Below are 14,558 nucleotides of genomic sequence, written 5' to 3'. Positions count from 1 at the left end.
GAGATGCCAAAAATGAAGTACTCAAAAGTGACACATATGCCCAATCAAAGTTTAGGCCATATCCCAGAGGAACAAGCCGCTGAGTCTAAGCAAACCTATCAACAAGAAGTCGCTGATCTGCTCAGCAGTAAAGAGCAAGAAAAAGATCAAACCACAGAGCAGTTTATCTTGGGCTATAACTGACAATAACACCATCACTTACAATCCGCATAAGGGTTGCTAATCTCCTATTTTAGTGTAATGATAATAATTATCGTTACACTAAAATATAATACGTCATGGTTACACCACAAGTTCTATGTCAGTTTCAACCCCGCTTAGATACACAATGTCAACGCCCCTATTTAGATGCCCCAGTGCATGTGGCCAACTTTATCGAAGATGGATTCAAGCTGGCTAAGTGGTATGAAAAAAAACCCTGCGTGTTATTACAAGAACTTTATTTACGACGTGTCTTTTTTGAATTGCTTAACCACATCGCCGATCCGCTCGTACATCAGAGTTTTCGGCAGCAATGCTTTGAGCAGCTTCATAAACCGCTTCTAGCACTCAAACGCTTTTATAAAAAACAGCACCGCTCTATGGCGCCTTTTTACCGCCTAGAACGCGAAGCTAGGATCATCAGTCACGAATTCAATCCTTTTAACTAGGAGTCAGTATGACCACTTACCGCACCGCATCTGATAGCATGGGCACTTTAGAAGTACCAGAAACCGCACTGTACCAAGCACAAACACAGCGCGCAGTGAATAACTTCCCAGTCAGCGACTTAACCATGCCAACCAGCTTTGTACGCGCACTGGCTTATATCAAGCAGGCCGCAGCAGAAGCGAATGCGCAGCTAGGTCACCTAGATCAAGACAAAGCCAAAGCCATTGCGGCAGCATGTCAGCAAATTATTGATGGTGCTCACCTAGACCAATTCCCAGTAGATGTGTTTCAAACTGGTTCTGGCACCAGCTCAAATATGAACGCCAATGAAGTGATTGCAACCCTTGCAAGTCAACAAAGTGGTTTAAATATCCACCCCAATGACGATGTCAACATGGGGCAGAGCTCGAATGACGTGATCCCAACAGCAATCCATGTCAGCAGTGCAACGTCGGCGGTCTATGAGCTACTACCTGCGCTGAAGCATTTATCACAAACCATTGAAAGAAAGAGCAAAGAGGTTGGTCACCATGTAAAAACAGGGCGTACACACTTAATGGATGCGATGCCAGTGACGTTTGCCCAGACACTCAGCAGTTGGCAGCAGCAAATTGACTCGGCATACGAAGGCATTTTGTCATCTCTAGAAAAAGTCTATCAGTTAGGTCAAGGTGGCACAGCTGTCGGCACTGGCGTAAACGCAGACAAGCAATTTGCAGCGACATTTAACACCCATTTAAGCAGCAATGTCGGCATTCGTTTCAACCCAAGTCCGAACTTTTTCTACAACATTGGTTCGCAAGATGCCATTGTTGCACTTTCAGGCCAATTAAAAACCTTGGCCGTCGCGAATATGAAAATTGCCAACGACCTACGCTGGATGAACTCAGGCCCCCTAGCTGGCTTAGCCGAGATTGAACTACAAGCACTACAACCAGGCTCGTCAATTATGCCGGGTAAAGTAAACCCTGTGATCCCAGAAGCAGCAGCCATGGTAAGTGCACAAGTGATCGGTAATGACGCCACAATCACAGTGGGTGGTCAGTCTGGTAACTTTGAACTCAACGTGATGCTACCTGTCATTGCCTATAACATTTTGCAGAGCATTGAGTTGTTGGCAAACATCTCTCGTTTAATCGCAGATAAAGCCATCGCAACGTTCAAAGTCAACGAAGAGAACATCCAACGTGCGCTATCACGTAACCCCATTTTAGTCACTGCCCTGAATCCGGTGATCGGCTATGAAAAAGCAGCTGCGATTGCGAAATTAGCCTATAAAGAAGGTCGCCCAATTATTGAAGTGGCTGCAGAGCACACTAATCTGAGTGAAGATGAGCTTAAAACACTGCTTAATCCACAAAAACTCACTGAAGGTGGTCTATAAGCGAAAAGCGCTCTAATCTTATAAGGGTTTGTGCAACGCTCGCCTGAGGCTATTCAGCCATGATACAGGCGAGCTATGGCTCACTGAAGCAGTTCGATTTTCACCCAATTAGTTGCTCAACCCCTAGCGTACCGTGCTTGTATCTCTGCGCAAAGCACGGCACACTGTTAAAAAAAAAAACAGGATAGATTATGAACGCATTTAAGCTAACACTTGCTAGCCTATTGGTTATTTCAGGATGTTCAAGTACAGAGGCCGGCTCTGACACAACGCAATCACAACAAACCCAGCCACCAGTCGCTGAGCAACCGGCTAAGCAAAATAAAAAACAACTGGCACCGGCGAAGCTACAAACTAAATCAGCAGTGCGCCATGATACCGGCCATGGTAAGCCCGCACCGGCTAAAATGATCACCAAAGCGGAACCCATCGCGCATTATAACGAGGATGAAATTTCTCAAGCGGGGATCCAAAATCAACACAAATATTTAAACTTCATCACCAAGGACAAAAGCTGTGACAGTAACAGCCAATGTTTGGCCATTCCTGTTGGCAGCCGTGCATGTGGTGGACCGTCAAGCTACTTAGTATTCTCCACTAAAACCGCAGATCAAAACACAGTGTATGAACTGGCTAAAAAGCTGACCGATAGCGAGGCGCAGTATAATGCCAAACACGGGATGATCAGCATTTGTGAGCATTTACGTCAGCCAGCAACTCAATGTGTTGAAAATACTTGTGTTACACTAGGTGGTACTAATAAATCACCAACTAGGGACTATCGATGAAGTGTAAACTCGGCATTGCTTTTGGTCTATCACTGACGTTTTTGACTGGCTGTGTAACCACAGACTCAGGATCACAGTCTACCACGACCCGCTCCGGCGATTCGCTTGAGCAAATAATTGCTGATAAAGGGTGTGATGCCAGCTTTCAATGTAAAGTCATTGCAGTTGGTGAGCGATTGACATGTGGCGGACCGAGCCGCTATCTAGTGTATTCGTCACGGAATGTGAATGAAGAAGATGTTGAGCGTGCGGCAAAAGCCGTCACCTTAGCTGAGCAGTCTGAAAACCAAAACAAAATTGCCAGTGATATTTGTGAGCCCGTATTACCGGTTCAAGCCTTATGTATTAGCAATGAATGCCAGTCCATCGTATTAAAATAATCTGATAGGCAGTGTCGTTTTTCACTGCCTACCCCGCTAAAAAATGGTTCAGTAACAACAAAGGGACGACCAGTAAAACGCACAATCCCGCCGATCCCAGATAAGATAATACCAAGCGCTTTTTGATCCAATAGCAATACATAAAGCGCAACAAATAAGTGGATGCCACGCCAAATAACGCAAACATCAACAATAACGATAGTAGATAAAAAGACACTGACAACTCATACGCTTAGATACATAATTTTATCATAGCGGTACATTGTTAAATCTGCACCTAATTTTAATTGCTGCAACAAACAGTGCCCAATAATGGCTACCAAAGATTGCTCACGACCACTTTACCCATGGCCTGACCGCTGGCCAAACGCGCATGCGCTTCGCCCACTTGCGCAAAACTCAAGTCTGATGCATCCAAAACAGGGCTCAGTTTACCTACGTCGACAATCTCTGCCATACTGGCCAGAATATGGTGATGCTCAGCGCGTTTCACATTGTGGAGCATTGGAATAAGCATAAAGACCACATGCAAAGACAGCCCTTTAAAATGCGCCACGGATAAATCAATCTCAGCCAATGATACCGTTGTTGCAATCTGACCGTTAAGCGCAGCCGCTTCAAATGAATTCAACAAGTTTGCTCCACCGACCGAGTCATATACTAGATCAAAGCCTGCTCCTTGTGTGTGCGTAGCCACATAATCTGATACCGATTCGGTTTGATAGTTGATTGGCGTTGCGCCCATGCGTGTTATCAAGTCAAGCTGATCCGGTTTGGAACCTGTTGCATACACCTCGGCACCAAAATGGGCCGCTAATTGCACCGCAACATGCCCGACGCCGCCAGCGCCACCATGCACAAGTACACGCTGACCTTGTGCCACCCCCGCACGTACCAACCCTTCATATGCAGTGATCCCAACCAATGGCAGGGCTGCGGCCTCACGCATACTTAATGACGTCGGCTTATGTGCAATTAAATTGGCATCGGCAATCATATACTCAGCCAATGCGCCAGGTAACTCTGCTAATCCACCTGCACAACCATAAACCTCATCACCGACACGATAACCGTCCACTCCCTCGCCAACTGACTCAATCACACCGGCAAAGTCCATACCTAAAATCGCAGGCAAAGCAGGCGATAACGGTAGAGCCGCTCCCATTTCACGGATCATCATATCTACCGTATTAATGCTGCTCGCCATCACCTTAACGCGAACCTGCCCAGCGCTGACTTCTGGTTTTGCTACTTCTGTTTGTGTAAATACGTCTGTACCGCCAAATTCATTGATGACCATTGCTTTCATGATTAAACCCTCGTTCAGTGAATACAAACAGTCTACTTTTTAACTATACTTTTGATAATATCGATATAAATACAATCAGTTTTTAGATTTGATTGATAATGAACATTGCACATTTAAAATTATTCACTCGCATCGCCGCCACGCATAACATTAGCCTTGCGGGTAAAGAACTCGGGCTCTCTGCAGCCGTTGCCAGCGCCCATATTAATAAGTTAGAAGAAGCGCTGGAAACACAACTGCTCTATCGCACCACCCGTAAAGTGGCATTAACGGAAGAGGGATTGGCTTTTTTACCGCATGCAGAATCCGTTCTCGAAAGTGTTGAAGTCGCCAAAGCCGCCATTGGCGCAGGCAGTCATACACCTCAAGGGACATTGCGGATCACAGCACCGGCCTCATTCGGACGGATGCACATCGTGCCGGCATTGGCAGATTTTACACAGCGCTATCCAGAACTGAAGATAGACCTCCGCTTAAGTGATAGTATCGTTGATATGGTAGAAGGTGGCTTTGATGTGGCTATCCGTAATGCCGCGCTGAGTGATTCTTCACTGATCGCCAGTAAGCTTGCCAGCGATACGCGTATTTTATGCGCATCACCTGAGTATATCGCCCAGCATGGTGCGCCCGAGTCCATAGAGCAGCTTAACACTCACCCGCTGATTAACTTAACTGGCATCGATCACTGGGTGTTTGAAGGTGACTCGCAGAACATTAAGCTCAAACCCATCAGTGGCTTGCATATCGATAATGGGGAAGCCATTCGTGATGCCTGCATACGCGGTATGGGGATCACACTGTGCTCAATGTGGTGTGCCTATCAAGCGCTACAAGAAGGCAAGCTGGTTCAAGTGTTGAAGGATTCTCCCCTCGTAAACGACACGGCACTGTGGGCGGTCTACCCAAGCTCTCGCATGTTAGCGCCCAAAGTGCGGGTGTTTATTGATTACCTCAAAGCGTATATCGGAGAGGTCCCTTATTGGGATTAAATTGAATTCGCGTGTTGATTTAACTGCGCCAAGGTCTCCATTAACCTCGTCTGTAACGCCTGCTCCTCAGCACTTTGATGGGGCGGGCTAAATTGACCAATGTCATTGTCAAAATACAACCCGCCTGCATCAGCAAAGCGCTCGCTCAAGGCCGCTTCAACTAAAATATCCGCCCCCAATTGCACGCTACTGCCTTGCATGCCATAGGCTTCCTGCACCATTTTACTGCCTAAAAAAGATTTGGGGTTGACCGCAACCACACATGGACCACTCGCTTTTAATTGTGTCCCCAAGCTCATTGACCACATAGTCAACGCCAATTTACTTTTTGCATACACCGCCCCCGATGACAGGTTACTAGGTACTAATAGTTCGCTGACCTCAAATGGCGACTGGGCTGCAGATGATAAATTAATAACGCGCCCCTGCTTTGGCACAATGGCCAGCAGTGCTTGCGTCAAAATATAAGGCGCAATGGTGTTAACCATGAAGCGCATGTCATACCCATCACTGCTGAGCGTTTGTGTGGTTTTGAACACACCCGCATTATTGATTAACACATCTAACTGCGCATGATCTGCCCTAACCGCCTTAGCCAAAGCACAGACCTCGGCCAACACAGATAGGTCCGCACAATAACCGGTAACACGATCACTGCCAAAGCGTGTGGATAGTTCATCACGCAGTGCATCTAACTTTGCTTGATTACGGCCATGTAATAACACACGATGTCCTTGCATCAACAAAGTCATTGCACAGGCTTTGCCAATGCCATCTGTCGATCCAGTAATTAAAATGGTTTTGCTCATTGCGCGCCCCTTTGCCCATTAACCGTGTCAATAATGTCTGCGGATCACTTTAATACACCTAACTCATATTGATAATAGTGTATGTTTTTAAATCAGTTTCAAAAATAAATTGATAATAAGTATCAAAACACGCTCAGAATCACTGTTTAAATGGGACATCGTTATTTGTCGAGCGATGACGCAGCTCTAAGCTCTGCGCTTGCTTCATCCGTTTGATGTGGCGGTTTACTTAACCATTCAACCACGACTAGGTTAATGCACATGGCAATCAATCTGTCGTAGTCACGGTAAATCGTCAGTAGAGATGCAAATGTGTCTTGCCAATGGCCCAATACCAAGTGCACTATCGCACCAATAAATAGCGGCGTAATGGCAGCTAAGCTTATCGCCACCGCACGCATCATCCACTTTTTATGGCCTGTCACTTGGCCGCGCACTATCTGCCAAACAGCCACAGAGAATGCCCCCACAATGGCGATACTCATCACGACCAACGAAATAAATCGCCCACCAAGCTCATCTGGAGACGACACAAGGTGTAACCAAACTCCCGATAGCGCCAACACGCAGCCAGAAAGTACCGCAATGCGTCCAGCAAGCCTGTGCCAACGCGGGTAACGCACACGCAAGCGAGGAGAAAACTGCCAAGGCATAGTTAAAAAGAAGATTACCCCCGCTAAAGCATGGGTTAATATCGCAGCAGGCGCTGCTATGTACTGAGGGTTTATGACATCAGTCATGCCAAAAACACCTGCTTGACCCAACAGCACTAACGCAATAATGATGATGGCCGGTAAACCGGGGATCGCCATAATAACAAGCAGGCCACTGACCACCGGCCAGTTAAACGCAATGGGTTGATTGTATCTATTCATTTTACTCACTTAACTCATCTGGTGAAGGATGCGATGATTATGTAAGATGATTGAATAAAGGTCGTCCTCGCTGATTGGGAAGGACAAAAACACCAGGACTGCCCGGCTTGATTAATACGTAAAAAACCATTTAATATGTTGTTTTATATGCTTATTTTTATTTTAATAAAAAACATGTTGTCAGACGGATGATCGTTGAGCAACCCGCCCTATTTGCCCTCAATGTAGCCACGCTCTGTGTCATCATTTTCAGTGCACATCAGCTTATTTTGCGGATGCACTCGCAACACGTGTACCGTCCTTTGGCAGTCTGTTTGCTCTCCATTGGACTCATTGCTATGTTACCCATCAGCAAAGTATTACTCCCAATCGAGTGGCAAATTATCAACCTATTAGTGTCATTGCCTGCCTTGTTATTGATTGCACCCAGCCTATGGCTATACACCAAAGCACTCACCAGCAATACACCTTGGCAGCTTTCACGTCATGATATAAAGCATCTGATCCCAGCATGCATTGGCTGCACCATTACACTTATCGCATTGTGTTTACCCGCACCCTATCAGCATGCAATTTTGGTCAACGACAATCTCGCGTTGATTGAGCAAGCCCCAAGCCTACTGCAAATTTTAATCTATGGCTTATTAATCATCACATTTATCAGTGTGCTCGGCTGGGTGCTGCAATCTGCTTGGTACTTTTACAAAATCATTAAACAGCTGCGTGATTATCATGCCAAACTCAAAGATGTCTTTGCATCAACCGAGCAAAAAGAGCTGCACTGGTTAGTTTGGTTATTAAGTTCAGTTGGCGGGGTATGGCTGTTTATCGCCACGAACTTAGTATTTGATAACCTGCTGAGTCCAATTCCACACAGCCCGCATTTACATGCCACTTTAGTCTTGTTACTCGTATATAGCCTATCGTTGTGGGGCTTAAGGCAAAAACCAGGCTTTGTGGAATGTTATGATCTTGATAAAACGTCTGAGCCTGACAAGCCACCGCTCAATGCCCCTTCAGCAAGCCGTGATGAAAAGTATCAGCGCTCCGCTTTGGACGCCCAGCAAGCGCAAAGAATTGCCACAAAATTACAGCGTGCCATGCAAGGTGATAAGCTCTACTTAGACCCTGCTTTGTCACTGCCAAAGCTCGCAGCGCACATTTGTGCACCGAGTCATTATATCTCTCAAACCTTAAACGAAACGCTGGATATCCGCTTTTTCGATTTTGTGAATCAGCACCGTGTCGATGCGGCAAAACACACGCTCGTACAAAGTGATAAGACCATATTAGATGTCGCCATGTTGGTTGGCTTTAATTCTAAATCTGCATTTTATGCCGCCTTTAAAAAACACACCGGCATGACTCCCAGTGCCTATCGGCAACAAGACAGCACGGATTAGGACTACTTCCAGCCCATCTTCCATATTTTAGGGTCTTTAAGTGTACGCCAATTAATGGCAATTTCACGCTTAGTCATCAGCGCTTCAATCACGCACTCGATCACTTTGCCATCTTCATCAAACTCAACTGACGTGACCATAAAATGCTTTTCTTTGTGTGTTGGGCTAACTGACGTCCACTTACTGTGGAGCAACTTTTTTGGAGTAAGTGTGTGCTGCATAAATCAAGTTTTAAATTAATTTGCTGTTTCATACGCCAAATTTATCATCCCAGATCAACATAACAACAGGCATACCTGATCAGCACGCCTGCATAGGATCAGCGCACTGACTGACTCACCGTGTATTCAGCTATCAATTTATCCATCATTTGTGCGGCTCTAGCAATGTCTGTGGCAGCAATATTGATTTGTTCAGCCCCGCTGACATTCTCCGTGGCTTTTTGGAATATCCCATTGATGTTTTTGCTCACTTCATCAATGGCGTTGCTTTGCTGCTGAGTGTTACTCGATACAGACTCGGTCACCAATTCAACTTGCTGAGCCTGTTCAACTATTTGCTCAAGGGCACGCTTAATTTCTTCCGCACGCTGCGCCGCTTCCAGCGCATTCTCTTTACCTTGTGTGATCACATCAGACGCCTCTGAGGAGCTGGTTTGTAATTCACTCACCAAGGCTGAGATTTCTTCTGTCGACTTTTGGGTGCGGCTGGCAAGGCTACGTACCTCATCAGCCACCACGGCAAAACCACGCCCTTGCTCACCAGCACGGGCCGCTTCAATGGCGGCATTCAATGCCAGTAAGTTGGTCTGCTCTGCAATACTTTTGATCATTTCAACCATGGAAGAAATGCTGCCTACACGCTCATTCAGTGCATCCACCGATTGTGCAGAGCGTGCCATATCATCTGAGGCTTGCTGGATCACTTGCACTGCATCAGCCACTACTTGCTGACCTTGTAATGATTCTTGGGTCACGGTTTTTGCAGCCGCCGCGTTTTCGTTCATCGAATTGGCAATCACTTGAATGTTGGCGCTCATCTGCTCAGAAGCAGACGCAATCGTTTGAATACCAGATTGCTGACTCACTAAATTTTCTTGGCTTTGCTGTATCGCCGTTGCCGTTTCTTGAGAGGCATTTGCAATGCTGGAAGACACCCTGGCAAACTCAATCAAATCGTCTTCAAATTGGCGGGTTAATTTATTGATATTATTGGCAGACTTACCCAGCTCATCTTTAGAGATGACGCCAATCTCATGGCCAAGGTTTTTGTTTAGCATGGCAATGTCTATGCCTTCGGCAATTTTTGCTGACTGTCGGCGACGCAGTCGGATCGCAAAAAACAATGCCGCGGTGATCACCAAGCCAACGACTAAAATGATCAGCTCTATAACCAACACCCACACCGCATGCTGCTGAATTTTAATGGCCGTTTCATCCACCAAGCTGAGCGCTTTTTCTTCCGCTGCTTTCAGAGCGTTAATACGATCTGTGGCCGCTTTGAACCAACTCTCCGCATCCAGTCCAAAATTGTCATTTTTACTTTCAACGCCACTGCGATAACGGGCCACTTCGCGAAAGGCACTGCCACTGAGTGCCTGCTCTAAGATGCGTTTCATTTCTAGAGGCGAGGCCTCCAAGGCTTCTTCTAAATACACGTCTTGTTTTGTCATCAGCGCAACATGTTTGGTTTTCAGTGCTGGCGTAAAGCTATCTCGACTCAATACATTAGATAAAACGGCACGTTCAATACCTGCGGATTCTTTGGCGCTAGAAAAGTTGTAGATGGCCACCAATTCAGTGGCGATGGTGTGATCGTTACTCAGCCGCGATGCGGTGATCACCATATGTAATGCTTTGAGATTGATATCTGTGTAAAACTTCAATGCTTCAGATAACGGGATAGACAAGTCATCTACACGATTTCGAATTTGCGACAAGTTACCAAACATGCGTTCAAACTCGGCCAACTCTTTGGCCATTTCTGGGATCAGATCCCACTTTAGTTTTTCCTGTTTCAATGTGGAAAGTAATCTGTCTGTTTGTGTGCGCTGCTGATGCAAGTTATCTTTAAACTTAGTGCCTTTAGAGCCAATGAACCCCGCAGAGGCCCCCCGCTCTTTTTGCGTCTCGTGGATAACACTTAATACCATATGACTCAAAAACGCGTTGTACTCTGCATCATAGGCGTCATTCATCCGTTTAGCCGACATGGATACATCGTAAAAAATCACTGCACCTAAGAGTAAACATGGTAGTAATACAACGGTTGTCATATGGCTAGAAACCAATCGAGCAATTGCTTGTAACATCACTGCACCACTATTTTTCTTAAACATTTTTTTTACGAATTAAACTATAGTACAGCTCACCAGATTGCAAAATTATTTATTTTTTGTTATTAACTAAATGAAAATAAATGAATTAATCAAAAGACATCAAGAATACCGATAAAAGGTAAAAAAGTGCAAATATAGCAATAATTTGAATGAGATAACTTTAAACTTAACTGCACTGACGCGTCACCAAGAAAATCGCAGCAAAAGAGCGTGACCGTGCTCTTTTGCCACCGCTAAACCGGCTTGTGAAACGACTAACGCCCGTCTAATATTTTTGCTTTGATCCATGCACCGGCTTCTTTAAGCTCCGAATCAGCAAAGTTTTGCGACGCACAGCTTCCTACCTTAAACGCCGCACCACTGAGTGGGTCGTCTGAGTAATTCCAGTTTGTCCAACTGATTTTTTTTCTTGCCATTAAATCAATGTATTTCTGCGAACTCACAAAGTCATTTGCGCCGCCACCTGTGTAATGCTGTGTACCAAACTCACTGACAAATACAGGGAAAATATCCGACGCTCTATCGAGCATATTGCGGTGATAATCCGTGTGTGCGGCAGCATAAAAGTGGAAGGTATACATGATGTTATCAAACGGCACCGGGTCATCGATTACATCCTGTAAATCGCCATCCGACATGGAGGCACCAAACGTTGACCAACCATGTGTACCAACCAGGATCAAAGCATTAGGCTGGATATTTCGGATCACCGGAATAACTTGCTCGGCGTAGTGACGCACCGCAGACCAAGGCACGCCATTAGGCTCGTTGGCAATATCATAGATAAGGTTATTGCGGTGCTTGTGTTTGGTGACAATTTCAGTAAAAAACGTTTTGGCAGCCTCAACGTTATAATTGGGATCGCCCGGGTCGAGTTGATGCCAGTCCACTAAGACATAAAGCCCGCGCGCACTCGCCATCTCAATAAGCGTATGCATTTGATTGGTAAAACCAACCGGATCTGTTTCATAGCCGCCTTCTTGCACATATAAACTCAATCGCAGCACATCGGCTTGCCAATCATAGCTCAGCACATCTAAGCTTTTGTCAGTCAAACATTTACCCAAGCCATGCCACTGTAACCCATGGCTACTCATGCCACGTAATTGTATACGCTGGTTGGTTTCACTGCACAAACCCGTGCCACACACTTGCAAGCGGCCATACTTTTCAACCGGCGTAATATGGACGCCAGTGTCACAGCGACCCAAATATTGCCACGCGGACCCAGTACCGGGCTCCGAGCTTGTCCACCATTTAGCTTGATAAAGCGTATTATTGTGCACCAGTTTATCACCCGTACCAGCATGACTTGGTTGCCCTTGCCAGTTCTTTTGTGGCCAATCTGGATAGGTATTTACGGTGCTGCAATCAGCAGCATAAACCTGACTTGATATCAGTCCGAATGCCAATAAGACAGCACTCAAATCGTGTTTTTTCATCTCTTTCACCTTTACATATTATTTACATAGTTGTTCCTGATTGAGATATAGAGGTTACCAACCAAAAAGGCTATTATATTTCGCTAAATTGATCGTAAAGTATTGAAAATGGATTGAAATGTGCTGAAAATCATCACTGGAGCACTGTTTTCTTATCGCGTTATTTGGGCCAGGCTTTCCAACATGCAATGACAGGCATATAAAACAACTCAATCAGCTAGTTACAAAATAAACACCAATTATATTATGGGTTTTAGCCACTCGCGCGTTCTTATTTATATGATGAATTAAATAGAAAAAAAATGAGTAACTTACGATCTGCTAACTACCCGAGAATGAGTAAACTGAGGGCATCCACATCCAGTGTCCATGACCAATTAGATAAAAAAATCATGGCGCAATCGCCATTTGATAACAAAACAAACTATGGTCACTTTTTACGTTACCAATTTCACTTAATGCGTCATGTTGAGTCACTCTACTTAGACACTCAGCTCGCCAAACTGGTCCCTGATCTAGTCGCACGTAACCGCTTCAAAGCACTCAGCCAAGACTTCCAAGATCTCAATATAGCGCAACCTGCGCCACTCCCCAACACGACCAATGTGGCCCATTGCCACTATGCTAGTTTAGGTTGGCTATATGTCATAGAGGGCTCAAAACTCGGCGCGGCTGTTTTGGCAAAAGAGGCTGAAAAGTTAGGCTTAAATGGTGAATTTGGCGCTCGCTTTTTAGCAGGTTCAGAAAAAAGTAGAGGGTCTCATTGGCGCCAGTTTATGCAAGGCATTGAAGATGCCCCACTGAACGCGCAACAAGAACAAGCAATGCTCGAAGGCGCACAAGCCGCGTTCAAATTTGCCAATGCGCTTGTTGAGCTAAGTTATGCACAACCAGAAAATGCGCATGTCGCGTAATATTCGTCAAAACCTAGTGAAATATACCTACCAGCTTGGTGGGGTTATTTCATTGGGGCTCGCATTCATTGGGGCGATTTTGCCAATCATGCCAACCACGGTTTTTCTGATCATCGCATTGTGGTGTTTTTCAAAGTCCTCTGCTCGACTTGAGCTCTGGCTGCTAACACACCCCAGATTCGGCCATATACTGAGGAATTGGCAGCGACATCAAGTGGTACCAAAACCCGCCAAGTACTTTGCAGCAGCAGGGATGAGTGCCAGCCTGATAATATCTGGTCTGCTGTTTTCGTTTGGTTGGTTACAAGTCGCTTTGTTTTTGCTGTTTGCCTTTATCTGCAACTACTTGTTTGCCAAACCCAACTGTCCAAACTCGCAAGGCAATTCTCAGCAAGAGAAGTGTTTAAATATCGTGCTCAGCGCGGTTTCTTGTTTATTACTGTGCTACTGGTTTTTCGTTGAGTATTCACCCACCACCTACTAAAACATTGGCCACCTAAGCTATTCAACTACACCCTCACTCCCTCCTTGTCGCGGAGATAAACAAACAAAACACAGTCAACCTGTTATCTTGTCATAAAAATATCGTTCTACTTCTATAACACGTTACAATTCATGAACATAACAGGTTCAAAATGACAAGGAGCGAATTATGCTAAGGTATAGTGTGATTTTATTTATTTTGTGTTTTACAACAACAGCAAACGCAGATGTAGAGCATATAAGTGCTGATCAAGTACTCGGGTTAAATCAGCACGAAGCACCGATTTACAGAAGCAGTACCACGCCTACCATTGTCACCTTTTGGGCTTCATGGTGCCCATACTGTAAACAATTACTACCATTACTAGAGGGGTTACAACGCAAATTAGGTCACGATAAAGTGAGCGTGATTGTTGTTAACACCAAGGAGGAAGGCAATCTGGGGCAAACCCGAAGAACGTATAAAAGCCTCTTAAAGCAATTTGAAAAGCGTGGTCTGCAAGTCACTTTTGTTTTCGACAAAAAGCATACGCTCTATAAGAAGTTAAAAAAGCCCGGGTTACCTTTCACCCTCGTTATAGATCAGCAAGGCCAGGTTACCTTCGCCCAAGCAGGCTATAGTGAACGAACAGCCCAACCCATGCTTAAAGCCATTGAAAAAGTATTGACGAGTAAGCCGTCGCTCGAAGAGCAAGGATAACACTACGCGTTTGGTTTTCAGAACAAATCAACATAGTGTCTGAAAACCTTGCAACTTACCTCGGTATAAAGGCATTCATATATTGTATAAAAT

At 45.3% G+C, this 14,558-nt stretch carries 16 protein-coding genes; 10 read left to right on the top strand and 6 right to left on the bottom strand.

Translation table 11 applies throughout. The features are described from left to right. The first annotated feature begins 12 nt into the window (after positions 1-12). The 5 genes from JF50_RS27270 (at position 13) to JF50_RS20415 (ending at position 3,203) form a co-directional block, all read left to right on the top strand. Positions 13-183, top strand: coding sequence for a hypothetical protein (locus tag JF50_RS27270; protein ID WP_155735588.1), 171 nt, complete (start codon positions 13-15; stop codon positions 181-183). Between the two features lie 95 nt (positions 184-278). Continuing rightward, positions 279-650: a hypothetical protein gene (locus JF50_RS20430; RefSeq protein ID WP_046354893.1), complete on the top strand. Its 372-nt coding sequence runs from the start codon at positions 279-281 to the stop codon at positions 648-650. 8 nt (positions 651-658) lie between these two features. Then, a complete protein-coding gene (locus tag JF50_RS20425) occupies positions 659-2,035 on the top strand; it encodes a class II fumarate hydratase (protein WP_039611218.1) in 1,377 nt (458 codons plus the stop codon). 191 nt (positions 2,036-2,226) lie between these two features. Next, positions 2,227-2,823: a hypothetical protein gene (locus tag JF50_RS26420; RefSeq protein WP_052262598.1), complete on the top strand. Its 597-nt coding sequence runs from the start codon at positions 2,227-2,229 to the stop codon at positions 2,821-2,823. Further along, positions 2,820-3,203 carry a hypothetical protein gene (locus JF50_RS20415; RefSeq protein WP_039611217.1) on the top strand — a complete coding sequence of 128 codons (384 nt, stop codon included), beginning with the start codon at positions 2,820-2,822 and terminating at the stop codon, positions 3,201-3,203. The genes JF50_RS26420 and JF50_RS20415 overlap by 4 nt, the downstream gene beginning before the upstream one ends. 316 nt (positions 3,204-3,519) lie before the next feature. On the opposite strand, the gene JF50_RS20410 is transcribed toward JF50_RS20415, so the two are convergent. Then, positions 3,520-4,512, bottom strand: coding sequence for a zinc-dependent alcohol dehydrogenase family protein (locus JF50_RS20410; RefSeq protein WP_039611216.1), 993 nt, complete (start codon positions 4,510-4,512; stop codon positions 3,520-3,522). A gap of 98 nt (positions 4,513-4,610) precedes the next feature. On the opposite strand from JF50_RS20410, the gene JF50_RS20405 reads away from it, so the two are divergent. Then, on the top strand, positions 4,611-5,501 hold the full coding sequence (locus tag JF50_RS20405) for a LysR family transcriptional regulator (protein WP_039611215.1): 891 nt from the start codon (positions 4,611-4,613) through the stop codon (positions 5,499-5,501). Here JF50_RS20405 and JF50_RS20400 read toward each other — a convergent pair. After that, on the bottom strand, positions 5,498-6,310 hold the full coding sequence (locus JF50_RS20400; RefSeq protein WP_039611214.1) for an SDR family NAD(P)-dependent oxidoreductase: 813 nt from the start codon (positions 6,308-6,310) through the stop codon (positions 5,498-5,500). The two genes, JF50_RS20405 and JF50_RS20400, sit on opposite strands and share 4 nt — an antisense overlap. A gap of 161 nt (positions 6,311-6,471) precedes the next feature. Beyond that, positions 6,472-7,185, bottom strand: a complete 714-nt coding sequence (locus JF50_RS26415; RefSeq protein WP_052262596.1) for a DUF2306 domain-containing protein — start codon at positions 7,183-7,185, stop codon at positions 6,472-6,474. A 188-nt stretch (positions 7,186-7,373) separates the two neighbouring features. Here JF50_RS26415 and JF50_RS26410 point away from each other — a divergent pair, with 188 nt between their 5' ends. Further along, a complete protein-coding gene (locus tag JF50_RS26410) occupies positions 7,374-8,588 on the top strand; it encodes a helix-turn-helix domain-containing protein (protein WP_052262594.1) in 1,215 nt (404 codons plus the stop codon). A 2-nt stretch (positions 8,589-8,590) separates the two neighbouring features. Here JF50_RS26410 and JF50_RS20385 read toward each other — a convergent pair whose 3' ends face one another. From JF50_RS20385 to JF50_RS20375, 3 genes are all read right to left on the bottom strand, one after another. Then, entirely contained in the window at positions 8,591-8,809 is a 219-nt protein-coding gene (locus JF50_RS20385; RefSeq protein ID WP_039611213.1) for a TIGR02450 family Trp-rich protein, read from the bottom strand. A 98-nt stretch (positions 8,810-8,907) separates the two neighbouring features. Then, on the bottom strand, positions 8,908-10,926 hold the full coding sequence (locus JF50_RS20380; protein ID WP_235423487.1) for a methyl-accepting chemotaxis protein: 2,019 nt from the start codon (positions 10,924-10,926) through the stop codon (positions 8,908-8,910). Between the two features lie 254 nt (positions 10,927-11,180). Further along, positions 11,181-12,368, bottom strand: coding sequence for a cellulase family glycosylhydrolase (locus tag JF50_RS20375; RefSeq protein ID WP_039611212.1), 1,188 nt, complete (start codon positions 12,366-12,368; stop codon positions 11,181-11,183). Positions 12,369-12,670: 302 nt separating this feature from the next. Between JF50_RS20375 and JF50_RS20370 the strand changes: the two genes are divergently transcribed. The 3 genes from JF50_RS20370 (at position 12,671) to JF50_RS26405 (ending at position 14,465) form a co-directional block, all read left to right on the top strand. Continuing rightward, entirely contained in the window at positions 12,671-13,282 is a 612-nt protein-coding gene (locus JF50_RS20370) for a biliverdin-producing heme oxygenase (protein ID WP_039611211.1), read from the top strand. Next, positions 13,251-13,766, top strand: a complete 516-nt coding sequence (locus tag JF50_RS20365; protein WP_080760312.1) for a YbaN family protein — start codon at positions 13,251-13,253, stop codon at positions 13,764-13,766. Before JF50_RS20370 ends, JF50_RS20365 begins: the two co-directional genes overlap by 32 nt. A gap of 168 nt (positions 13,767-13,934) precedes the next feature. Continuing rightward, positions 13,935-14,465, top strand: coding sequence for a TlpA disulfide reductase family protein (locus JF50_RS26405; protein WP_052262589.1), 531 nt, complete (start codon positions 13,935-13,937; stop codon positions 14,463-14,465). Positions 14,466-14,558: the final 93 nt, after the last annotated feature.

Origin of the sequence: Pseudoalteromonas luteoviolacea (genome assembly GCF_000814765.1) — a bacterium.
Classification (GTDB): domain Bacteria; phylum Pseudomonadota; class Gammaproteobacteria; order Enterobacterales; family Alteromonadaceae; genus Pseudoalteromonas; species Pseudoalteromonas luteoviolacea_H.
This window is presented reverse-complemented; position numbering and strand designations above follow the sequence as displayed.